We start from the raw sequence: 21,770 nt of genomic DNA on the forward strand, positions 1-21,770 counted from the left end.
GATGGGCGGCGAAATGTTATTCGACCGGATTCCCCCGCAGAACCTGGAAGCCGAACAGGCCGTGCTGGGTGCAATCCTGTTGCAGGGCGAGGCCCTGATTACAGCGATGGAACGGGTGCAAACCGAGGATTTCTACGATAAGCCCCATCAATTAATTTTCGAAGCGATGATTCAGCTGGGTGAGGGGAATCAACCGATTGACCTCGTGACACTGACTTCGCTTCTGAAGGATAAAGGTGAGCTGGAGGACATCGGCGGCGTTAGTTATCTGGCTAAGCTGGCCCACGGTGTACCTACAGCCGCGAACGTAGACTATTACGCTCAGATTATTGAAGAGAAATCGATGCTGCGTCGTCTGATTCGTACGGCTACACAGATCGTAAGCGAAGGCTATACAGGCGGCGAAGATGTTGCAGCTATGCTCGGAGAAGCTGAACGTCGCATTCTGGAGATTTCCAATCGTCGCTCCAGTAGTGGTTTTATAGCCATTCAGGACGTATTGATGGAAGTGTTCGATAAAGTCGAAACGCTGCATCAGAACCGGGGAACAACAACGGGCATCCCTTCCGGCTTCATCGATCTGGACAAGATGACTGCCGGCTTCCAACGCAGTGACTTGATCATTGTAGCGGCGCGTCCATCCGTAGGTAAGACGGCCTTTGCCTTGAATATCGCTCAGAATGTAGGTATCCGGGCGCAAGAAACGGTAGCCATCTTCAGTCTGGAGATGTCGGCTGCACAGCTCGTACAACGGATGATCTGTGCGGAAGCCAACCTGGACGCCGGAGTTCTTCGTACAGGGGAATTCAAAGGGGATGAAGATTGGCAGAAGTTGACGATGGGTATTGCAGCTCTCAACGAAGCCAATATCTATATCGATGACACACCTGGTATTACGGTAGCCGATATTCGTGCCAAATGCCGTCGTCTGAAGAAGGAGAAAGGTCTGGGTATGATTCTGATTGACTACCTCCAATTGATTAGTGGACGCGGTAAAGCCGGGGAGAACCGTCAACAAGAGGTATCCGAGATCTCACGTACACTGAAGCAGATTGGCCGGGAACTGGAAGTTCCAGTGATCGCCTTGTCTCAGCTCAGCCGGGGTGTAGAGCAACGTCAGGATAAACGTCCGATGATGAGTGACTTGCGGGAATCGGGTTCGATCGAGCAAGATGCCGACATCGTAGCGTTCCTGTATCGGGATGACTACTATAATCAGGATACCGAGAAGAAAAATATTATCGAGATCATTATCGCCAAACAGCGTAACGGTCCGGTAGGTACGGTAGAACTGGTCTTCCTGAAAAACTTTAATAAATTCGTCAATTACGAGAGGGCACATAATGATGCCTTCGCGATGTAACGGGCAGGTGCTGACGGCTCCGATCAGGAAGCAAACTCGTCTGTCCCGAAGATCAACTATTAGAGCAACTGAACTCAAACATGTGTTATAAATACCAGATATAGATTCACTTTGAAATGGGTATCCTTGAACCGGTGATAGCAGTCAAGCAAGCTTGGGCTGAAGTCTCCGGTTTTTTGTGTCGAAATAGTGGGCAATTCCCGAACATTACGGTTGTACTATATCTAATTGTTCGCCATTTGATTTGACTTTGAAAAAGGGTACTGGTACACTAATATTGCTGCGTTAAAGCAGCGCAAACCTTCCCTTGAATGTAACGGAAGGACATTTTTACTGTCCGTTAGCACGCTTCTCAGTCGGTCTATTGCGTAACATGCCTGCCGGGATAGAGGACGGACAGACCAATACAAAGGTGCGCAAGGCACCCACGGAGGAATGTTAACTATGTCAACGGTAGTTGTAGTGGGAACGCAATGGGGAGACGAAGGAAAAGGTAAGATCACGGATTATTTGGCGGAGAGCGCTGATGTGGTGGCTCGTTATCAAGGTGGTAACAATGCGGGTCATACAATTCTGATTGATAACAAAAAATATAAACTGACGATGATTCCATCAGGGATTTTCTACACGGATAAAGCGTGTGTCATTGGTAACGGAATGGTTATCAACCCGAAGGCACTCATCGAAGAAATTAACTATATTCATGACAATGATTTCACAACGAAGAACCTGTCTATCAGTGAGCGTGCACATATTATCCTGCCATATCACATGGTATTGGATGCACTGGAAGAAGAGAGCAAAGGCCCGAACAAAATTGGTACGACTGGCAAAGGAATTGGCCCATGTTACATGGACAAATCAGCTCGTATTGGTATTCGGATGGTTGACCTGCTTGATGCTGAAGATTTCGAACTGAAACTGCGTCACCTGGTCAAAGAAAAAAACCGTGTCATCGAGCAAGTCTACGGCGGTCAGCCTGTTGATGTGGAAGAGATTCTGCAAGATTACCTCGGATATGCAGAAATTCTGCGTCCTTACGTACGTGATACATCCGTTGTTCTGAACGAGTATATTGATGAGAACAAAAAAGTATTGTTCGAAGGTGCACAAGGCGTTATGTTGGATCTGGATCAAGGAACTTATCCATTTGTTACATCATCCAATCCGTCCGCAGGTGGCGTATGTATCGGTTCTGGCGTAGGCCCGGCTCGTATCCAGCAAGTTATTGGGGTAGCCAAAGCCTACACAACTCGTGTAGGAGATGGCCCATTCCCTACAGAATTGCATGATGCAATCGGCGACCAAATCCGTGAGACGGGACATGAGTACGGTACGGTAACTGGACGTCCACGTCGTGTGGGTTGGTTCGATAGTGTTGTTGTTCGCCACGCGCGTCGGGTTAGTGGAATTACAGGTCTGTCCCTGAACTCTCTGGACGTAATGACAGGTCTGGAAACCGTAAAAATCTGCACAGGATACAAATTCCGCGGCGAGATCATCACACACTATCCGGCAAGCCTCAAAATGTTGGCTGAATGTGAAGCGGTATATGAAGAGATGCCAGGCTGGAGTGAAGATATCACTGGAGCGAAGAAACTTGAAGACCTGCCAGTAAACACACAGAATTATGTAAAACGTGTTTCCGAACTGACAGGCATTCCAATCGCCATCTTCTCTGTTGGTCGTAACCGTGAGCAAACGAATCAAGTTCTCCCAATCTACGAGTAATTGAAAAAATAGAGAGATTTTTTCTTGAATTATACAATAGAATACTTTGCCGATTCGGGCAGTATAGCCTCCAGTTGTTGCTTTTATAGCGATGATTGGAGGTTTTTTGTATGTTTTTCGGATATAATCCCGAGATTTCCGTCAATACTGGTTAACAGTAGAGTCACAGACCCCGACATGCACATGCTAGACGGGTGGGATAATCGGAGGGAGAGAACCGGAATGAAGTTGCTTGTGTGGTTTGTCAAAATCGTGCTAACCGTGTTGCTGGTCAGTTCACTGACACTGCTTACGACCGGATTAATTGTACAGTCATATGCGAAGTCGCTACTCGCGAGTTTCAATATTCAGTGGGAAGGTCAACCCATGGGGTTAACCGCCATGTTCCAGGGTGCCTTGGGTGGTAAAACCAGTGAGGGGAATAAATCGGGAAATGGAACGACAGATCAGCCGACAGGAGCGGACGAAGAGCAGGTTCCAGAAGATGCTGTTTCAGTTATGGGCAATGGGACAGAGAGCGGTGAATCTGGCGTAGAGACAGGCAGCGATGCGTCTCAAGGGAATGGCTCGGGCGAGGGCGCAGGTGAAAATTCAGGTACAGATACGACCGTAGGATCAAATTCAGGCGCAAGTACAGGCAATGGGACGGATACAGGCACGGGCAATGAGGCAGGAACAGCCCAGGGAAGCGGTTCAGCTTCGGGGAACGGAACCGGAGCGGCTAGCGGCGGTGCTTCCTCAGGCAATGATGCCATTGTTGTATCACCGGATGACATCACAGGAGCCAAGGACAAACTGCCCGCAGAGGAGAAAGAAAAAATCTTCAGCTTGCTCATGAATAAGCTGCCGCAAAAAGAAATGCAGCAGATCTCAGGCGCCATGGAAGGTGGCCTAACGGAACAGGAACTACGTGAGATTGAACAGGTGATCTCGAAGTACCTGACCAGTGAAGAGTACGACAACCTGATGGAAGTACTACAAACAGAATAAGATTGGAAGGTAAGCAGGCGTGCTCTGGTTGGGCATTGCCTGATTCATAATGTAATGGACATCAAGATGACGATTGAATATAATCTAATTTAAATAAATACTGGGAATTATACACAGGAATAATTAGATAGTGAAGTATTCCGTTTAGGAGCAAAGAGTGCTTATGTTTATTTTATTAGCCTAAGTAGGAGGGAAGATGGCATGAAATATAAAGGTAAAGAACACGACATATAAAAACGTTCAGGCAATATTGCAGAAACCTCCAGTCCAATTCGTGGACCTCCATTCATATGTGCATTCAAGAGATACGATGGACTTGTGTTTATGAATACACGAATTGGAGGTTTTATTGAACATGAACTTTTATCATACTAATTCAGAAATGTCAGTAGAAGCGTTTACCGAGGCGATGAATGCGCGATATGAGCAAGGCATGCAAGAGGCGGAACGGCCGTTTAGTGGCTGGGATTTTAGCTATGTAACAGGAAGCGAGCGACTTCAGAGCGGAATGCTGCCTTGGTCATATGGAACGATGGCCCGCAGATTGTTGAGTCAGGCAGAACGAATGCTTGACATGGGGACTGGCGGAGGAGAAATGCTGTCCAGGCTCCTTCCACTTCCTCCATACACATGTGCGACCGAGGGCTATCTCCCGAATATAACGCTTGCAGAGGAACGTTTACAACCGTTAGGCGTAAAAGTGCTTCCCGTGACTGATGATTCGCAACTTCCTTTCGAAGACGAGGAATTCGATCTGATTCTTAATCGGCATGAGTCGTATGAAGAGCAGGAAGTTAGGCGGATTTTAACGGCAGGTGGACTGTTTCTAACTCAACAGGTAGGTTGGTCAGATTGCAGGCAAATTAATGATCGGCTCGGCATTCCTATGCCAGCGGATTACGCTGGATGGGAGCTGGAAAGTGCTGTTATTCAGCTGGAACAGTCTGGATTCCGTATTCTGGAGCAACGCGAAGCTGCCCCCGCGCAACGTTTCTATGATATAGGAGCACTGGTCTATTATCTGAAGACCATCCCGTGGCAAGTACCTGATTTTAAGGAACAACTTTTCCGTGAGCAATTAATGGAGATTCATATGGAGATGGAACACAATGGATTTTGGGAAGTGCAGCAGAAGCGATTTTTAATTCTTGCAGTCAAAGAATAGAGATATGAAAGTTAACTTTCTATTATGGCATGAGATGAAATCCAGTTTAAAATAAACGATAAACCGATTTGTTTACGTAATCCCTTATCAGAGTTGATCTGGTGAGGGATTTTTATTTGTATTTTTATGAAAAACAAAGCATATTTCACTGGGTCTTAGAACCTAGTCTTAAACGCCAAACAAAAGTACATCATATCGCGGGTATTGAGGCATAATGGATGTTGAATCAGCCATACTATCTTATGGATAATTCAGGGAAACCAAGCGTGGCGTGGCTTTGCGCTGTGACGTGTAGAGTTGAAATGAGTGTAAAACCTGTGTTAAAGTATACGGGTGTGATAAAAGGTTAAAATTTTGACACTTTTACGTACGCAGCTAAAGTCCTGATTTTGCGGACACCCAATACAAGTATCAACGAGCATGGGACAGACACGATGGGTGATGTCTTGACAGAAATGCGAACTGAGAAGTGCTGAAAAGGAGAGAATCATGAAAGGTTTCAGAGGCATACGCCAACCGGGCAAAAACCGGGTACACGAACAATCCGGGGAACACCGGACGGCCGAAGACAAAAACAACATGAGCATGTCCACCTTCAGTGTGAATAAGAAGCGCGTTCTGGCCTCGCGCAAATGGATCATTACAGCAGCATGTGGTGTATTCATCGCAGCATCGCTCGGGTTCGCAGGTAAACAATATGTTACTGCAAACACGGTGCCGTATTATAAAGTAATGGTTAAAGGTAGCGAGATTGGTACCATTGCAGATGAAGCACAATTACAACAACTATTTACAGACAAAACCGAGGAATATCAACATAAATATCCGGATGCAGAGATGGTGCTGAACACGGATGGCATCACAACCGAAACAGTAAGAGCGTACAAACCTGAAGTGAACAGTGACGAGACGCTGGACAAACTGGGCAACATGCTGACAGCCTATGCTAAGGGTGTGGAGCTCAAGGTGGACGGTGAAGTCATTGGTATTGTGAAGGATCAGGCAACAGCTGATGCAATTCTGGAACAAGTGCAAAGCAAATACATATCGGCATCGGCTGTGCGAAGTTCGCTGAAGACGAAGTCGGTATCGGCTAATTCCTCGAAGAAAGACGAGGGACCAAGTACAACCCTGAAGTCGGTAGGCATCAAGGAAGATGTAGCGACGGATGTGGTGAAGGCTGATCCAAACAAAATATGGGATGTGTCCGAGGCGGTTAAAGCATTAACCGTTGGTAAAGACGCGCCTGTAACTTATGTGGTTCGTGAAGGAGATACAATCTCGTCGATCGCTGCCAAGTATGAAATTACACAAAGCGAGATTCGCCAGCACAATCCGGGCATCAAGGAAACGTCGCTTCAAATCGGAGACGAACTGACCCTGACCGTTCCGAAACCGGCGATAACCGTTAAATCGGTTGAGCAGGTTGTTGAGCAGATTGAGATCAAACCGCAAGTAGAAGTGCGCAAAAGTGCTGAGTTGAAAGCAGGTACCACAAAAGTCGTGCGCCCAGGACAAAGCGGCTTGAAAAGCATGCAGTACCGCATAACCAAAGAAAATGGTGAAGTGATTCAGGAAGAGTGGCTTGGTCAGGAAGTGATTAAAGCAGCTGTAACTGAAGTGGTCCTTAGCGGAACAAAAGTCGTTGGTGAGGGTACTGGTGAGTTTGCTTGGCCGGTATCCAATGCAACGATGAGCAGCAGCTTTGGACAACGTTGGGGTCGCCAGCACAAAGGTGTCGATCTGGTAGGTAACCGCGATGTGAAAGCGTCTGACGAGGGTGTAATTACTTTTGCAGGACAGAAAAGCGGTTATGGTAATGTCATCATTATTAACCACCGTAACGGGTACGAAACACTGTATGGACATTTGGACAGCATTGGCGTTAAGGTTGGACAAGTGGTTGAAAAAGGCGAGAGTATCGGCGTTATGGGCAACACGGGTCGTTCGACCGGAACACATCTGCATTTTGAGATTATTAAGAATGGAACGGTAGAAAATCCGTTAACGTATCTGAACTAATAGAGCTTAAGGAAAGCAAGGTTGGCTATGATGCCGGCCTTGTTTTTTGCTGCTGTAAAAAATTTTCAAATGAAAGACCTTTCAAGCCTCGGATCGGGATGTGACGGTGCTTCAGGTATGTTAAACTATATAGTATAAGCAACAAGCATATAAGTTGAATTAATCATTTACACGTTAACGGAGAGGACAGAAAAAACCTGAAAAAGCGAAGCGTTCGCCTTTATCCCCGGATTTTCCCCTTTAGAAAAGGGAATTGAAAAAATCTGGGGGTAACAGCGATTGGAAGGTTATTCTGTAATCGTAGTGTTATTGTAAATAATCTTTAATTCAACTTATATAGAGGAATCAATCAATGAGGCTTTGGTACAAGCTGAATATAGAAGAGATATAGACGCTAATGCGGATTAAGCAGGATATAGGGGTGAATTCAGCCGATGCAGGGGAAGATTTTGGTGGTGGACGATGAACAGCCCATCGCGGACATTCTGAAGTTTAATTTGGAAAAAGAGGGATACGAGGTCATCTGTGCATTTGATGGCATTCGTGCGGTTGAACTGGCATTATCCGAGAAGCCGGATCTGATGCTGCTGGATCTGATGCTCCCGGGCAAGGATGGTATGGATGTATGTCGTGAGGTGCGTGCTCATCTGGAGATGCCAATCATTATGCTTACCGCCAAGGATGGCGAGATCGACAAGGTGCTCGGGCTGGAACTGGGTGCAGATGATTACGTGACGAAGCCGTTCAGTACGCGTGAGTTGCTTGCACGGGTGAAGGCACAGATGCGCAGACGGCAAAAACTTGCGATTACGGCAGAAGCGCCGGAAGATGAGGAAAAGCAGGTCATGCGGCTATTCGATCTGGCATTTGATATGGACATGTATACGGCTTACAAAGGCGGGGAACCGCTCGATCTGACCCACCGTGAGTACGAACTTCTCTATTATATGGCGAAGCACTCCGGCAAGGTTATGACACGTGAACATCTGCTGCAAGCGGTATGGGGATATGAATATTTCGGCGATGTACGTACCGTGGATGTCACGATCCGTCGCCTGCGTGAGAAGATTGAGGAGAATCCGAGCAAACCGGAAACGATTCTGACACGCCGCGGGCTCGGTTATCTCGTGCGCAGTGCCAAAAGCGTGGGGATATAATGGGCCGATTCGCGCGGTTCTCGTTCTTCCGAACGATTCAGGCGAAATTGATTATTATCTATGTACTGCTGATTCTGATTGCGATGCAATTGATCGGCGTTTATTTTGTGAGCGCGATGAAGAACTCGCTAACGAGTAACTTTACGGAAGATCTGCAGGCGCGTGCGGAGATGCTTTCGGTTCTCGTAGGAGAGACGATGGCAGGTGGCGAAGCAGAGGCAGGCGAGGACAAAACGGAAAATCTGCGTGTGCTGGTGAACAACCTGTTCAACATTAACGGTGCCGAGATTCAGGTGCTGGATGCCAGCGGCAAGGTACTCACGACCTCGCTAAGTTCACATTCGGATTATGTGGGGCGCAAAAACACCCAAACCGTCGTCAGCCGTGCACTGCAAGGCATTCGGGATAATGAGGAATATATCGTGGACGAGGATAATGTTCGCAAAAAAGTCGTCGCCAAGCCGGTGCTGTCCGGCGGCAAGATCATTGGCGCGGTCTACATCGCGGCATCCATGAATGAGCTGTATTCCACGATGGAGGGAATCAACAAAATCTTTATCTCCGGTATCCTGATTGCCTTAGTGTTAACGGCGGTACTTGGTGTGATCCTGTCCCATACGATCACACAGCCGATTAAGGAAGTGACTCGGAGAGCGACAGCAGTCGCAGAAGGTAACTTTGATCAGCAGACACCTGTATTTGGCACGGATGAGATTGGGCAGCTCAGTCGGGCTTTTAACTATATGACCAGTAGGCTTCGGGATGCACTCTCGCAGAATGAAGAGGAGAAGGAGAAGTTGACCTCCATTCTGACCAATATGAGTGATGGTGTGGTAGCTACGGATGAGTACGGTAAAGTCATTCTCGTAAACCGTCGTGCCAGCAGCATACTGGGTATGCATCCTGCGGATATTGAAGGAAGACATTTTGCCATATTACTCGGCATTGATCCGGAGGATGCGGAAGCTCTTGCGAGTGGGTTCACAGGTTCTACGCTGCTTCAGATTGCACCGGCAGGACAAGAAGAGCCTGTGGTCATTCGCATGACGTTCACACCAGTTCATCGGCGTGAACGGGGGATCACGGGAACCATTGCCGTACTTCAGGACGTTACCGAACAGGAAGAGCTTGAGGCATCCCGGCGTGAATTCGTGGCTAATGTATCCCATGAACTGCGTACACCACTGACCACGATTAAGAGTTACGCGGAAGCGTTGGATGACGGTGCACTGGAAGACCCGCAGCTTGCTGGTCGTTTCGTTGGTGTTATTCAGAACGAGACGGAGCGAATGATCAGGCTGGTTACGGATCTGCTGCACCTGTCGCGGCTTGATTCCAAAGAGGCTTTACTGAGGAAACAACCAACCGACATTCTGGAAATGCTGGAGGAAGTGACCGATCGTTTCTCATTCCAGATGCATCAGAAGGATATTCAGCCAGTGCTGTCTGTGGAGAATGATATTCCGGCTGTTCCACTGGATCGTGACCAGATTGATCAGGTGCTGGATAATGTCGTGTCCAATGCGCTGAAATATACATTGGAAGGCGGCACCATTACGATTGCGGCTAGACGCAGTGATGAACACACACTTGCCATCTCGGTATCGGATACGGGAATGGGTATTCCACAGCGTGATCTGGATCGCATTTTTGAGCGGTTTTATCGGGTGGACAAGGCTCGTTCCCGTAGTATGGGAGGCACAGGGCTAGGACTGTCCATTGCCCGGGAAATTGTGAAGGCGCATGATGGCAGCATCTCTCTGGAGTCTGAAGTAGACGTGGGCACGACAGTAACGTTCACGCTGCCGATGCGTGAGGAAGGGGGTGAGCACCGTGAAGGAACGGATTAAATCCCTGGTGCTTGCTGCCCTTGTTGTAGCCAGTCTGGTTCAGAGTTATTTTCTGATCTACCGTTTGCCCGGAGGCGGGGATTCCATTGTCACGTCAGAGACGAACTATGTGAAGACGGAAAATATGGGTCAGGAACGCAATATTGAAGAATTGATCTTTCCCGATCAGATGATTATTCATCTGGGTGAAGATAAACATACGGTGTTTTACCCTGGCAATACGTTCTATCAGTTGATCTATTCAAGGTTACAGGGGCGGACGTTCGATGATTTCCAGCGTCGCAGCGTGCAATCAGTGAACTGGGATCAGATTCGCAAGGAGAACCCTGGGTTTGAGCTATCGTTCAAAGAAGGTATTCCCGTAGCATTGTTGCAGCGGGTGATGAGGCTCGGGACGGATTCCTTATTCCAGGGGGAGACGATTAACCGCATCTCGATCTATACAGCTAAAAATGAAACGAAGGCCCATGCGCTGTTCTTCAGCGCCAAGGGAGACGTGGTATACGAAGCAACGCAGGCGGACCTGACCGTACAAGACGTGCAGCAGCATGTTGACTTCGGTACGAACTGGACGCCATATACCTTGATGGATGGCGGTTATTATATCCCGGCGGAACCTCTGGAGACAATTGAGGCCGATGTGCCAACAGGTCAGTTCACTGTTGAGCAGATGCAGCGCAGTCTGTTCTTCGATCCAAGCATGACCCGGAACATCCGGGAAAAAGACGGGTCTGAGATTTATACGGACAGTAAACGAAGTCTACAGGTAAAACAGGAACAGCGCTGGATCAGTTATACTGATCCGGCAGCACCGCCAGCAGGACAGATCGATCCTGCGAAGGATGCGTTGTCTGCGGTTGATTTTGTGAATCAGCATGGTGGCTGGAAAGGCCGGTCACGTATGATGCTGGGGAACGCGGACAGCAAGACACGGCTCGAATTCCAACAGTACTACGGCAGCTATCCGATTATGGATTCCATGCAGTTCCGCTTCGGCACGATCAGCATGGAGATGCAGCAGGAGACGGTATCCAGTTATGAACGATCGCTGGAATACTTGAACGAAGGTGCAGAGACGAAGAAATCGGTCAAATTGCCTGGCGGAGACAAGCTGAAGGCTCTTATTAAAAAGGTCGCAGGTGAGAATCGCCAGGTTGTGGACATATATCCAGCTTATCGCCCTTCTTCGATTGAGGACGGACTAAAGCTGATCCCGGTATGGGTTATTCGCTTTGGTAATGGGGAGGAAACCACCGTTTCTTGATGGGTTGTAAGGTAATGGAGTCATTCGATATCCGAGCGAGGTGTAAGGTCACACGATAACGGAGAGGGCAGAAAAAAGCTGGAGAAGCGAAGCGTTCGCCTTTATCGCCGGATTTCTCCCTTAGGAAAAGGGAATCAGGAAATCTGGGGATAACAGCGATCGGAAGGTTGTTCTGACCGCGGAGTGGGCCAGTGTGATATTAGTTGCTTTTATCGAATGGACGGAGGTGGATGTTTTGGATTGGGGACGGGCAAAAAATGTGTTGATCTATGCCTTTCTGCTGCTCAATTTGGTGCTGGGATACCAGATCTGGATGGATGCGCGGGAGACGGCCGGAGCCAATCTGGACTTCACCTCACTGGCAGACAATACACAGCAGGCGATGGAAGAGAAGGGCATTCAGGTGCTGGCTCCGATTCCGAATGAAACGCCGAAGCTGCCGAAGTTGTCCTATGAATTTATTGAAGAGGACAAGGCTGGCGTGGATATGGAACTGGAACAGCCTGTAGATAGCAAGTTGATCTTCTCGCAGAATGAGCTGGAAGATGCTTTACAGCGAGAGATTCCACAGATCGGCACATACCGGCTGGATCAGCTAATGGCCGAAGATGGAGCTTTTGTACTTCACCCACTGGTGGATGGCAAATGGCCGCTCTTCAATGTGAGTCTGGAGCTATTCTACAGTGACCAGAAAATAACGGGTTACCGTCAAACTCCAGTGCGGATTACGACCGCAGAGGAGAGCGATCAGCAGGTACTTCCGGCGTCGAAGGCGCTGGGAACGCTGATCGAGAACTTTTTGCCAAATGATGCAATTGTCAAAGATATTCAGCTGGGCTACTACGGCCAGTTGTTCAATTCAGATATACAGGTAGCGATGCCGGCATGGCGGTTCGTGCTGGAAAGTGGCGAAGTGTTGTACGTGCAGGGCATCAGCGGGGATGTATTCAGTCCCAAGACAGACAAACCAGGGGAGTAATGCGTTATGGGGATATATTTTACCGTGTTATCCAGCGGTTCGACAGGTAATGCCACGGTCATACAACATGGGGGTACATCACTCATGATTGATGCGGGTCTTAGTGCGAAGCGATTGGATGCACTGTTTCAGGAAAGGGAGATTTCTGGGGCAGAACTGGACGGAATTCTGGTTACACATGAACATTCCGATCACATTAAAGGACTAGGCGCGATGTCTCGGAAATATAATTTACCAATCTACGCAAATCTGAATACGTGGGCGGCACTGGAGAAGTCGGTTGGGGCGATTCCAGAGGAAAACCGGAGGGTATTTGAGACGGGTGAAAAGCATGATTTTGGGTCACTGCGCGTGGAATCTTTCGGGATCTCGCATGATGCGGCTGAGCCAGTCGGTTATACGTTCGATGATGGCAGTGAGAAGCTCTCTGTTGCAACGGATCTTGGGTACATGAGCGACAAGGTTCGCGATGCCATCTCTGATTCTGACGTGCTGGTGCTGGAGGCGAATCACGATGTCGAATTGCTGCGTATGGGGCGTTATCCGTGGAACACCAAGCGCCGGATTCTGAGCGACATTGGGCATTTGTCGAACGAAGCAGCAGGGGCAGCGCTTAGTGAATTGATGAACGGACGCATCAAGCGCACGTATCTGGCACACCTTAGCCGGGATCATAATATGATGGACTTGGCGAAAATGACTGTGCGCGACGCGATGGAGAGCCGTGGATGCTTCTATCGGGATCATGAGTTCAAACTCTGCGATACGTATTACGACCGTCCTACGCCATGGGATAGGGTGGGTGAGCCATAAAGCTGTCCAGTTCGGCGGCCTTACGCTCGACTTCCTCACGGGTCAGAATGCCTTTATCAATAAGCAGTTCGATGATGGTACTGAGTGCAAGGGTATTACGATAGTGTTCTTCCTTGAGATCGGCCAGCTTGGCCGCCATATGAACTTCATCCATGGCTGTAAGTGTACGTGTGCGATCCATGTTACTTCCTCCTCTATGAAGCTTCGAATTGTCTTTTACTATTATTGTAGTCAGGCTTGATGGAAAACATTCCTCTTTTTGCCGCTAACATTTCAGTGATAAGGCGTGTATGCTGAACCTGTGACCTTGCAGGGGTGAAAAAGTTCTTCGAAAAAGCCAAAACTGCGCTTAGCGAACCGGATTTTGTGGTGATAGATACTATGGACCTTTATTGTTAAGCGCGTTATAGCAGAAATGTGCGTTAATTTTCGTAAATATGCAACTTTTTGGGATTTGGCGTGTTTAGTATATGAGGAGCATTGTGATTTTGGCTGTTTTGCGTGTGAAATGGCATGTCATAGAATGCGAGAGCAGGATTGATAGAGTCACTGACAGAATGGCGTGTCCGTTCTGTTGTACATAGACGCTGTATCTCTATTCGATTGGAAGCCGGGATGCGGCGATATGCAAGACCATTTTATAAAATGCAAAAAAGCATGGGAAAACGAGAGGTTATTTACGGTACACACCTAACGGAAGACACAGAACGAGGCTGGAGAAGCGTAGTGTTCGCCTGAAAGCTTTCTGAAAGAAAGCTACTTCGGAAGCATACGCTATGAACAAATTTTACCGAGGAAAAAGGAATTAAAAAATTTGTTAGTAACAGCGATCGGAAGGTTCATCTGTTGGCGGAGTGGTGTATGTGAGAACACCATCGTTAATCCATGCGACAACTTAGGCGGCAGTCAGGGTCTTGATGCGTGACAACGAAGGGGAGAGGATCACGATGGGATTGTTTGGAGACGATTTTTATTCAACCAAAGTATCAAGACGCGCCGAACCTGAACAGAAAGGCAAACTTCTGATTATCCGCCCTGGAGGCAGGGGACGTGGACGTGACCGCTGGAGCAATCCGCGCCGATCGCGTACGGGAATCAGTTCCACAGTGAAGGTAGCTGTAATTAGCTCGGTGATCAGCTCCATCGTGACTGTCATGCTGTTTAGCTTCATCACACAGCCCGCTTCGTTACCGCTGGCGAATGCTACAGGTAATGGTGGTGGTGGCGGTGTACAGGCAGCGCAGACAGCGGATCCATACGATCGGATTATCCAGGCAGCAGCCCACGTTCGACCTTCGGTGGTGAGCATTGTGAACCATAAAACGGGTAGCAGTCTGTCGATGGAAGACTCGGCACTGGGCTCAGGGGTCATTTTCAAGAAGGAAGATGGCAAGGCCTATATCATGACCAACCACCACGTCGTGGAGGGTGCGAGTGATCTGGAGATTGTGACTGTAGACGGGGAGACTCATAAGGCGAAGCTGGTCGGTAAGGATCGTGTGAGCGACATAGCGGTATTATCCGCAGAAGATAAAGGGCTGGGTGCAGCGGCGGAGATTGGTGATTCCAGCAAACTTCAGCGCGGTCAAACGGTGCTGGCAATCGGAAACCCGCTCGGTCTGGGCGGTACGCTGACATCCGGTATTGTCAGTTACACGGATCGTATACTGCCTGTGTCGATTAATCAGGACGGCGTGTACGATTGGGAGCAAAACGTGATCCAGACGGACGCTGCGATTAATGAAGGTAATAGTGGGGGTGCACTCGTCGATCTGAACGGTAAAGTGGTCGGCATCAACACGATGAAGATCTCGGATACGGGTGTTGAAGGTCTCGGCTTCGCCATTCCGATGAACGAAGTGATGAAAACCGTAGATTCTCTGCTGGTAAATGGCAAAGTATCTCGTCCATACCTGGGCGTATACACGGTGGATCTGAGCAACCCATATGCACCCCTGGATGACGAGCAGCGCAAGGATCTGAAGCTGCCATCTCATGTGGACAGCGGTGTGGTTGTGCTGGAAGCATCCGGTCCAGCATCTGATGCAGGTATGAAGCTGAATGATGTCATTACCGAATTTGACGGGCAAAAAATTACCTCCACGCTGGATCTGCGGAAATATCTGTACGATCAGAAGAAGATTGGAGATACGATTGAAGTGACCTTCTACCGGGATGGCAAAGCGGAGAAAGTATCGGTGAAGCTGACGGATAAACCGGAGTAAGGGAAGTTCAACGAAGCCTATACTGTTGCGCGGATTGAAATAGGGAAAGCTAGAAGAGTGATCAGATCTACTGACCACTCTTTTTTAGTTATTATGTGTGGACGTGTTCGTTCGACAGTAAATGAGTAGATGAACCATTTATGTGTTCCCATGATCAGTTAGACCCGGAGCCAAAGTAGCAGATACATCAGACTTGGGCTGTGGTAAACTGTTGTCTATATGTTCGAACGGTCGCTGATGCAAATAACATCTCTTTGTCGATCTCGCTTTATTTCAAAATGGAAGGGGTTTTTCTAATGAAACGATTGAGGAAAAAGATGCTTGGGGGAACAAGCTTGATGCTGTCCCTGTTGATGTTGTCTGCCTGTGGATCTGAGGTAGCCACGACAGGATCTCCGGTGGATACAAGCGCTCTGCAAGAGAAGATTGCCGGGCTTGAGAAGAAACTGTTGGAGCAGGGAGCCAAGAGCGTTGAGCAGGAGCAAAAGATTGCAGCACTTGAGACCAAGTTGAATGAGCTGAGTACAAATGTGATTGCGGTAGGTGGGGCTAGTGGTCAAACGCCTACAACATCTGGAAACAACGGATCGGCCGGGAAAGGCGACGGGGTGCTGATTACGTTTGCCCAGTACGAGAAGCTTGAGGTTGGCATGACGGTGGAAGATGTAATTGAGATCCTTGGCGGCGAAGGCGAAGCGCTGAGTGAAGCTGAGAATATGGTGGTGTACAACTACAAAGGCACCGCCGGCAATGGTGCCAATGCAGTTATTGCTTTTCAAAGTGGCAAGTTGTTGACGAAGGCGCAATCGGGATTGAAGTAAACGATTGTGGAGCAGGATTCATTCGCTATGTTGAGTTAGGTTACAGTTACAAGAGCATTCTTTTCGAGGTACCTTGGAGGTATCGAGAAGGATGCTTTTTGTGTTCTTTTACGGTGAATGGAGAGGTTTTGTGGAGTTTGGGCACGATAAATTAGGGCTGGGGGTTTCTTTTCGGTGGCAGGTGTGATAGAACTGAGAAGTGGCTATCCTGTAATAGGATACGCGGTTGTGAATCGGGAACATAGCTGGTTACAGAAAGGATGCTTAACGGATGTACGTTGTATGCAAAGAACACGTGGACATTGCCATCGACATGTTTGTCGATGAGTATGAGGACGCTCCAGATATCGTTGATCTGAAGGAGACGGAATTTGCCGATTGGGACCCGCCTGCGAAGTGCGCCGAGTGCGAACAGCACGCGGAATTCCTCGTCGTTTAGCGTACTGTAGGATTAGACAGCTGGAGGCGCGACTTAAGGTGTCGCTTCGGGCTGACTTTCCATCCGGTATGAACATCACAGCAAGAAGCCAAGGAGAGCGTGATGAGCGCTCTTTTTGTCTTTGTACAGGGGATTGGTGGGGTTGGTAGGCAGTAGCGTAGAGCTAGGCGAGGGTTGTATGGGCTGACGGTGGAGTAGCGCTAACGAACCCGAGGGACCTTATTCGTGGCAATTACCACCTGGTTGAAATCTAACGAATCGTAGACACGTTATATTACTGAAAAGGCCTCGAAAGAGGTGAGGAATGCGCGTTTTAACTTGGATAGCGTGTTTCAGATTCGTTAGATTTTAAAGGAGCCGAAATGGGGCTGATTAAGATGTGCGGGGTTCGTTAGAATTTGGAGAAATGTGTAGTATAGGTATAATACAGTTGGAACGAACGATGCGATGAAGCATCTTACTTATAGAATATCTCGCAAGACAATTTAGGAGGAATGGATTGTTATGTTTATTCAGATTATTGGCGTAGGTAAATTGAAGGAAAAATATTTAACGCTGGGCATACAGGAATATGCCAAGCGTCTCGCCCCGTACATCAAGTTTCAGATGATCGAGGTCGCAGACGAAAAGGCGCCCGATACCCTGAGCGAAGCTGAGGTTCGGGCAGTTAAAGAGCGCGAGGGCGAACGCATCCTCGCGCATGTGAAGAGCGAGGCGCATGTTGTCGCGCTCGCATTGGATGGCCAGCTCTGGAGTTCCGAGGAGCTGGCATTGGAGATCGACAAGCTCGGCACGTATGGAACGAGCCATGTCGTGTTTGTCATCGGAGGAAGCCATGGGCTCTCCGATGAGGTGTTGCGCCGCGCGAAGCAGCGCTTGAGCTTCGGGCGCATGACCCTGCCGCATCAGCTTATGCGGCTGGTGTTGGTGGAGCAGATTTATCGCGCGGTGAAGATCAATCGGGGGGAACCGTACCACAAGTAGGGCGAAAAGTTGAGTTGAAGGTTGAAGCTTTAATGCTAAATATATCAGGAATAGTTCTCCATCATTTGATATAAATAATTTCGAAAGTCTTCAACATAGGACTTGGGCTCTACAATTTTTAGATGAGTGCCGAAGCTTGCTAACAATTGAAATCCCATATGATTTTGTGGGACATAAATAGTTGCTAATAAAGATCCACCATTATGGTCTTCAATACTTCTTCGACCATACCTTTCGATGATTTGATCTTTTATGCTAGGCGATATCCATGCCTTAATCGTGACGAATTGCGGTAGATAACTTGCAACGCGACCTTGCTCTGACCAATCGTCTCTAGGATGAAACGTACGTTCATCCATCGTAATATGATCGATCCGCGATAACTTGAATGTTCGATATCCCTGTCGATGTAAACAGAATCCTTTCAAGTACCAACTCGATTCGTTGAAATGCAGCTCATAGGGCTCGACCATTCTATTCGTTACAGCCCCGTCTTTATCTGTATAATCAAACGAAACCAGCCTTTTTTTAGAAATGGATTCTTGACATATCTTTAAGGTTTCAAGAATCTCGGACCGACCTTCCCAAACATAAAACGACAGTTGAATGGAACGATTCAGAGACAATGGACTAACCATTGCCTCTATTTTTTTTATCGTTCTTTCCACTTCTTCAGTAAGGAGGAGTTGTTCCAATCCGCCGAGCGCAGCCAATATATTCTTTAAATCGGTGCTGCTTAGAAGGCGTTTATCCACCTTGTATTCGTCCATTATGCCGTAGCCGCCTTTGACGCCATTGACAGAGTAGATTGGGATGTTCGATAAGCTCAATGTTTCCATATCGCGAAGTATCGTTCTTTTGGAGACATTGAATAGTTGTGAGAATTCCGTTGTAGAAACAATCTCTTTCCTCAGCAATATCATGATAATCGAAATGAGTCTCTCCACTTTGTTCATAATTGCCCTCTTTTTTTACATGATTTTATAAAGGTGACACTAAGGTGTCACCTTTTATCCATTATACTACATGTATCACAAGAAGGAGGTTTTAATTCAATGTTTAATCCAACCGATTTTCCCAAGCCCACCTTTATTTCAGTCAACAGTGTGGAACTCGAAGTGTTTGAAGCAGGCCGAGAAAACGCTGGAAAACCTATTGTACTCTGCCACGGCTGGCCAGAGCATGCCTATTCTTGGCGCCATCAGATGGACGCACTTGCCGCAGCAGGCTATCATGTCATCGTTCCCAACCAGAGGGGTTACGGCAACTCATCCCGTCCAACCGAAGTAACAGACTATGACATTGAACACTTGTCGGGTGATCTCATCGCGCTTCTCGATCACTATGGATACGAGGATGCTACCTTTGTCGGTCATGACTGGGGTGCATTCGTCGTTTGGGGACTGACCTTGTTGCATCCAAACCGCGTCAATAAAGTGATAAATCTGAGCTTGCCTTATCAAGAGCGCGGAGAAAAACCCTGGATCGAGTTCATGGAAGAAATACTTGGCGGAGATTTCTATTTCGTCCACTTCAATCGACAGCCAGGCGTCGCGGACGCCGTATTCGAAGACAATACATACAGGTTCCTTCGCAACCTGTACCGGAAGAACGAGCCTCTCAGAGCACCTGAGCCAGGTATGGCGTTGATCAATCTCGCCAGAGCAGAAACACCGCTCGGTGAGCCCATATTGAGCGAAAGCGAGCTGGCCGTTTACGTCTCCGCTTTTGAAACATCAGGGTTCACGGGTAGTATAAATTGGTACAGGAACCTTGACCGCAACTGGCGCTTATTGGCGAAAGTAAACCCAATCATCCAGCAGCCGACCCTCATGATCTACGGCGACCGGGATGTGGTTGCGAAGTCAGAAAACCTGACAAAGTTCGTGCCCAATGTGGAAGTGGTCAATCTGGATTGCGGTCATTGGATTCAGGAAGAAAAGCCGGAAGAAACAAACCAAGCGATTTTAAAATGGCTGGAACAATGGGAGATGTAGTGTTTTTCAACAACCAAGAAGAGTTTAATGATTGGTTAGTAGAACATCATGCTGAAGCTAGTGAAATTTGGGTGGGCTATTTTGGGATAAGTACAGGGCGTGCAAGCCTTACTTGGTCTGCATCAGTAGATGCCGCTCTTTGTTTTGGGTGGATTGACGGTATACGAAAAACCAAAGCTATAAGATTCGCTTTACTCCGCGCAAAGTAAATAGTGTATGGAGTGCTGTGAACGTAAAGAAGGTAAAAGCACTAATACAGCTTGGAAAGATGAGACCAGAAGGAATCCACGTCTTTAACAACAGAACCGATGCACAAGGCTATTCCTCTGAACAAAGAAACGTGGAACTTGCCAAAGAATATGAAGAACAAATCAAGGCAAATCAAACAGCCTGGCTATTCTTCACTAATTTATCACCATCCTATAAAAGAGATTCTATCTGGTGGGTAATGAGCGCCAAGAAAGAAGAAACACGCTTAAGAAGGCTTGGAATGTTGATCACTTCATCTGAAGAAGGGATGAAACAGCTCATCCAAAATCGCAACCCCCTTCATTTTGATGATACAGCCGACCCTCATGATCTATGGTGACCGGGATACAGTCATAAGGGTCTAAAACCTGACAAAGTTCGTGCCTAATGCGGAAGTGGTCAATCTGGATTGCGGTCATTGGATAAAGCAAGAAAAGCCGGAAGAAACAAACTAAGCGATTTTGAGATGGCTGGAAGAGCAGAATGATGCTGAATAGAGTCATTAGATTTATTTGTAAGTCACATCGTGCTTTCCGATGTGGCTTTTTGTGTAAAATTTGATTCTAATCAAATTCTGCATATTCTCATTTTTCTCCTCTTGTTACTATAAAAGTAAACGGGAGGAATTTATATGGATAAAAAGATTAAAATACTATTCACCAAAGATATATTGAAAGAGTCAGCACAATGTTTTGGAATACGTGAGAACTCCATTATCGAATTAAATGGGTTTCAAAATTTCGTTTATTCCGGCGTCGTTGGAAATAGAGAAGTCATTTTAAGAATTACGCATGTCATACATCGAAATGAAATATTAACAAGAGCGGAACTAGATTTCATCATGTTTCTGGCTGATCGCGGAATGAAAGTAGCAAGGCCTATTCAATCTTTATCAGGGGATCTTATTCATATCATTGATGGGTCCTTTATCGTGACAGCTTTTGAGAAAGCGCCAGGCAGAAATGCAGTAATTGCCGAGGAGAGCAATACATTTTATGAAAATATTGGACAAATGGTCGGGAAAATACATAAGTTATCGCTTAATTACTCGTCCCAAAACTCACGCCATGAATGGAGTGGTAATACTTTATTAGAATCTTTTAAGAAGTATTGTCCGTTAGAACTACATAGTAACTATGATTGTTTAATTAATGAAATTAGTGCCCTTCCCAAGGAAAAAAATACATATGGTCTTATTCATGGGGATATCAGCCCTGGCAATTATCTTAATGATGGGGACAAAGCCTTTATTATTGACTATGATGAGGTGGAATATAGCTGGTTTGTTTCTGATATTGCTACACCATTATTTTATGAAATCCCAATTCCTTGGGTTGTGTCTGGAGATGTGAGGAAGGAGATTGCAAAACGGTACTATTTCAACTTCTTAAATGGCTATTGCAAGGAATACACTGTAAGCCAAAGCCAGTTAAACAAAGTTCCACTATTTATAAATTTAAGGCAAGCTAGAGTTTTAGCTGCGCTCTATAGAAGCAGAGACTTTAACGCTCCTGATTGGACTGAATGGTATGAGCAAGCCCGACGCTTCTACTATGAAAATTTATTAAATAACACTCCTTATATTGATATGGACTTTTTGAGTTAACGGGTGAACTCTGCCACAATTAGGGCGAAAGACTTTTGATGAAAATATGGCTTTATGCCGATTAGCGGAATAGAGGCTTTACACACAAAAAAGATCCAATCACCTGAACTGACTG

At 47.2% G+C, this 21,770-nt stretch carries 19 protein-coding genes and 1 pseudogene; 18 read left to right on the forward strand and 2 right to left on the reverse strand.

The features are described 5' to 3' along the window. Position 1: 1 nt before the first annotated feature. The 10 genes from dnaB to MHH93_RS17040 all read left to right on the forward strand — a co-directional run bounded on the left by dnaB (position 2) and on the right by MHH93_RS17040 (position 13,334). On the forward strand, positions 2 to 1,363 hold the full coding sequence (dnaB, locus tag MHH93_RS16995) for a replicative DNA helicase (RefSeq protein ID WP_253442260.1): 1,362 nt from the start codon (positions 2 to 4) through the stop codon (positions 1,361 to 1,363). A gap of 444 nt (positions 1,364 to 1,807) precedes the next feature. Next, complete coding sequence (locus MHH93_RS17000; RefSeq protein ID WP_433749216.1) at positions 1,808 to 3,094, forward strand: adenylosuccinate synthase; 1,287 nt, start codon at positions 1,808 to 1,810, stop codon at positions 3,092 to 3,094. A gap of 222 nt (positions 3,095 to 3,316) precedes the next feature. Further along, positions 3,317 to 4,084 carry a hypothetical protein gene (locus MHH93_RS17005; protein ID WP_500054955.1) on the forward strand — a complete coding sequence of 256 codons (768 nt, stop codon included), beginning with the start codon at positions 3,317 to 3,319 and terminating at the stop codon, positions 4,082 to 4,084. Between the two features lie 409 nt (positions 4,085 to 4,493). Next, the gene (locus MHH93_RS17010; RefSeq protein WP_500055128.1) at positions 4,494 to 5,249 is read left to right on the forward strand and encodes a class I SAM-dependent methyltransferase; all 756 of its coding nucleotides are present in this window, start codon (positions 4,494 to 4,496) and stop codon (positions 5,247 to 5,249) included. Positions 5,250 to 5,738: 489 nt separating this feature from the next. Beyond that, complete coding sequence (locus tag MHH93_RS17015; RefSeq protein ID WP_500054956.1) at positions 5,739 to 7,271, forward strand: peptidoglycan DD-metalloendopeptidase family protein; 1,533 nt, start codon at positions 5,739 to 5,741, stop codon at positions 7,269 to 7,271. A gap of 434 nt (positions 7,272 to 7,705) precedes the next feature. Next, positions 7,706 to 8,428, forward strand: a complete 723-nt coding sequence (gene yycF / locus MHH93_RS17020) for a response regulator YycF (RefSeq protein ID WP_074092884.1) — start codon at positions 7,706 to 7,708, stop codon at positions 8,426 to 8,428. Then, positions 8,428 to 10,278 carry a cell wall metabolism sensor histidine kinase WalK gene (walK, locus tag MHH93_RS17025; protein ID WP_442032819.1) on the forward strand — a complete coding sequence of 617 codons (1,851 nt, stop codon included), beginning with the start codon at positions 8,428 to 8,430 and terminating at the stop codon, positions 10,276 to 10,278. The genes yycF and walK overlap by 1 nt, the downstream gene beginning before the upstream one ends. Continuing rightward, positions 10,262 to 11,542, forward strand: a complete 1,281-nt coding sequence (locus MHH93_RS17030) for a YycH family regulatory protein (protein WP_500054957.1) — start codon at positions 10,262 to 10,264, stop codon at positions 11,540 to 11,542. The genes walK and MHH93_RS17030 overlap by 17 nt, the downstream gene beginning before the upstream one ends. A gap of 235 nt (positions 11,543 to 11,777) precedes the next feature. Continuing rightward, positions 11,778 to 12,521: a two-component system regulatory protein YycI gene (gene yycI / locus MHH93_RS17035; RefSeq protein ID WP_500055129.1), complete on the forward strand. Its 744-nt coding sequence runs from the start codon at positions 11,778 to 11,780 to the stop codon at positions 12,519 to 12,521. 6 nt (positions 12,522 to 12,527) lie between these two features. Further along, complete coding sequence (locus MHH93_RS17040) at positions 12,528 to 13,334, forward strand: MBL fold metallo-hydrolase (protein ID WP_264931364.1); 807 nt, start codon at positions 12,528 to 12,530, stop codon at positions 13,332 to 13,334. On the opposite strand, the gene MHH93_RS17045 is transcribed toward MHH93_RS17040, so the two are convergent. Then, complete coding sequence (locus tag MHH93_RS17045; protein WP_036611899.1) at positions 13,303 to 13,515, reverse strand: hypothetical protein; 213 nt, start codon at positions 13,513 to 13,515, stop codon at positions 13,303 to 13,305. The genes MHH93_RS17040 and MHH93_RS17045 overlap by 32 nt on opposite strands. A 766-nt stretch (positions 13,516 to 14,281) precedes the next feature. Between MHH93_RS17045 and MHH93_RS17050 the strand changes: the two genes are divergently transcribed. From MHH93_RS17050 to rlmH, 4 genes are all read left to right on the forward strand, one after another. Further along, positions 14,282 to 15,559, forward strand: a complete 1,278-nt coding sequence (locus MHH93_RS17050; protein WP_500054958.1) for a S1C family serine protease — start codon at positions 14,282 to 14,284, stop codon at positions 15,557 to 15,559. Between the two features lie 296 nt (positions 15,560 to 15,855). Further along, positions 15,856 to 16,380, forward strand: coding sequence for a hypothetical protein (locus tag MHH93_RS17055; protein WP_494352416.1), 525 nt, complete (start codon positions 15,856 to 15,858; stop codon positions 16,378 to 16,380). A 271-nt stretch (positions 16,381 to 16,651) separates the two neighbouring features. Beyond that, positions 16,652 to 16,819: a CxxH/CxxC protein gene (locus MHH93_RS17060; RefSeq protein ID WP_017691462.1), complete on the forward strand. Its 168-nt coding sequence runs from the start codon at positions 16,652 to 16,654 to the stop codon at positions 16,817 to 16,819. A 504-nt stretch (positions 16,820 to 17,323) separates the two neighbouring features. Then, the gene (rlmH, locus tag MHH93_RS17065; RefSeq protein ID WP_017691463.1) at positions 17,324 to 17,803 is read left to right on the forward strand and encodes a 23S rRNA (pseudouridine(1915)-N(3))-methyltransferase RlmH; all 480 of its coding nucleotides are present in this window, start codon (positions 17,324 to 17,326) and stop codon (positions 17,801 to 17,803) included. A 44-nt stretch (positions 17,804 to 17,847) separates the two neighbouring features. Here rlmH and MHH93_RS17070 read toward each other — a convergent pair whose 3' ends face one another. Beyond that, a complete protein-coding gene (locus MHH93_RS17070) occupies positions 17,848 to 18,759 on the reverse strand; it encodes a helix-turn-helix transcriptional regulator (RefSeq protein ID WP_500054959.1) in 912 nt (303 codons plus the stop codon). Between the two features lie 99 nt (positions 18,760 to 18,858). Between MHH93_RS17070 and MHH93_RS17075 the strand changes: the two genes are divergently transcribed. The 4 genes and pseudogenes from MHH93_RS17075 (at position 18,859) to MHH93_RS17090 (ending at position 21,655) form a co-directional block, all read left to right on the forward strand. After that, on the forward strand, positions 18,859 to 19,800 hold the full coding sequence (locus tag MHH93_RS17075) for an alpha/beta fold hydrolase (protein ID WP_500054960.1): 942 nt from the start codon (positions 18,859 to 18,861) through the stop codon (positions 19,798 to 19,800). Further along, positions 19,788 to 20,029 (forward strand): annotated as a pseudogene (locus MHH93_RS17080) (YdeI/OmpD-associated family protein); the annotation flags it as partial. The gene MHH93_RS17075 and the pseudogene MHH93_RS17080, both read left to right, overlap by 13 nt. 39 nt (positions 20,030 to 20,068) lie before the next feature. After that, complete coding sequence (locus tag MHH93_RS17085) at positions 20,069 to 20,389, forward strand: YdeI/OmpD-associated family protein (protein ID WP_500055130.1); 321 nt, start codon at positions 20,069 to 20,071, stop codon at positions 20,387 to 20,389. Positions 20,390 to 20,680: 291 nt separating this feature from the next. Next, the gene (locus MHH93_RS17090) at positions 20,681 to 21,655 is read left to right on the forward strand and encodes a phosphotransferase enzyme family protein (protein WP_500054961.1); all 975 of its coding nucleotides are present in this window, start codon (positions 20,681 to 20,683) and stop codon (positions 21,653 to 21,655) included. Positions 21,656 to 21,770 lie beyond the last annotated feature (115 nt).

Origin of the sequence: Priestia sp. FSL H7-0729, from assembly GCF_038005685.1 — a bacterium.
GTDB lineage: Bacteria > Bacillota > Bacilli > Paenibacillales > Paenibacillaceae > Paenibacillus.

What these genes read in the sequence shown, in the direction of transcription:
- MHH93_RS17070 (WP_500054959.1), bottom strand. Translation starts at nt 18,759, where the DNA reads ATGAACAAAGTGGAGAGACTCATTTCGATTATCATGATATTGCTGAGG.
- MHH93_RS17060 (WP_017691462.1), top strand. Translation starts at nt 16,652, where the DNA reads ATGTACGTTGTATGCAAAGAACACGTGGACATTGCCATCGACATGTTT.
- MHH93_RS17055 (WP_494352416.1), top strand. Translation starts at nt 15,856, where the DNA reads ATGAAACGATTGAGGAAAAAGATGCTTGGGGGAACAAGCTTGATGCTG.
- MHH93_RS17085 (WP_500055130.1), top strand. Translation starts at nt 20,069, where the DNA reads ATGAGACCAGAAGGAATCCACGTCTTTAACAACAGAACCGATGCACAA.
- MHH93_RS17090 (WP_500054961.1), top strand. Translation starts at nt 20,681, where the DNA reads ATGGATAAAAAGATTAAAATACTATTCACCAAAGATATATTGAAAGAG.
- MHH93_RS17005 (WP_500054955.1), top strand. Translation starts at nt 3,317, where the DNA reads ATGAAGTTGCTTGTGTGGTTTGTCAAAATCGTGCTAACCGTGTTGCTG.
- yycF (WP_074092884.1), top strand. Translation starts at nt 7,706, where the DNA reads ATGCAGGGGAAGATTTTGGTGGTGGACGATGAACAGCCCATCGCGGAC.
- MHH93_RS17045 (WP_036611899.1), bottom strand. Translation starts at nt 13,515, where the DNA reads ATGGATCGCACACGTACACTTACAGCCATGGATGAAGTTCATATGGCG.
- MHH93_RS17040 (WP_264931364.1), top strand. Translation starts at nt 12,528, where the DNA reads ATGGGGATATATTTTACCGTGTTATCCAGCGGTTCGACAGGTAATGCC.
- MHH93_RS17015 (WP_500054956.1), top strand. Translation starts at nt 5,739, where the DNA reads ATGAAAGGTTTCAGAGGCATACGCCAACCGGGCAAAAACCGGGTACAC.
- MHH93_RS17050 (WP_500054958.1), top strand. Translation starts at nt 14,282, where the DNA reads ATGGGATTGTTTGGAGACGATTTTTATTCAACCAAAGTATCAAGACGC.
- MHH93_RS17075 (WP_500054960.1), top strand. Translation starts at nt 18,859, where the DNA reads ATGTTTAATCCAACCGATTTTCCCAAGCCCACCTTTATTTCAGTCAAC.
- MHH93_RS17010 (WP_500055128.1), top strand. Translation starts at nt 4,494, where the DNA reads ATGAATGCGCGATATGAGCAAGGCATGCAAGAGGCGGAACGGCCGTTT.
- rlmH (WP_017691463.1), top strand. Translation starts at nt 17,324, where the DNA reads ATGTTTATTCAGATTATTGGCGTAGGTAAATTGAAGGAAAAATATTTA.
- MHH93_RS17000 (WP_433749216.1), top strand. Translation starts at nt 1,808, where the DNA reads ATGTCAACGGTAGTTGTAGTGGGAACGCAATGGGGAGACGAAGGAAAA.
- dnaB (WP_253442260.1), top strand. Translation starts at nt 2, where the DNA reads ATGGGCGGCGAAATGTTATTCGACCGGATTCCCCCGCAGAACCTGGAA.
- walK (WP_442032819.1), top strand. Translation starts at nt 8,428, where the DNA reads ATGGGCCGATTCGCGCGGTTCTCGTTCTTCCGAACGATTCAGGCGAAA.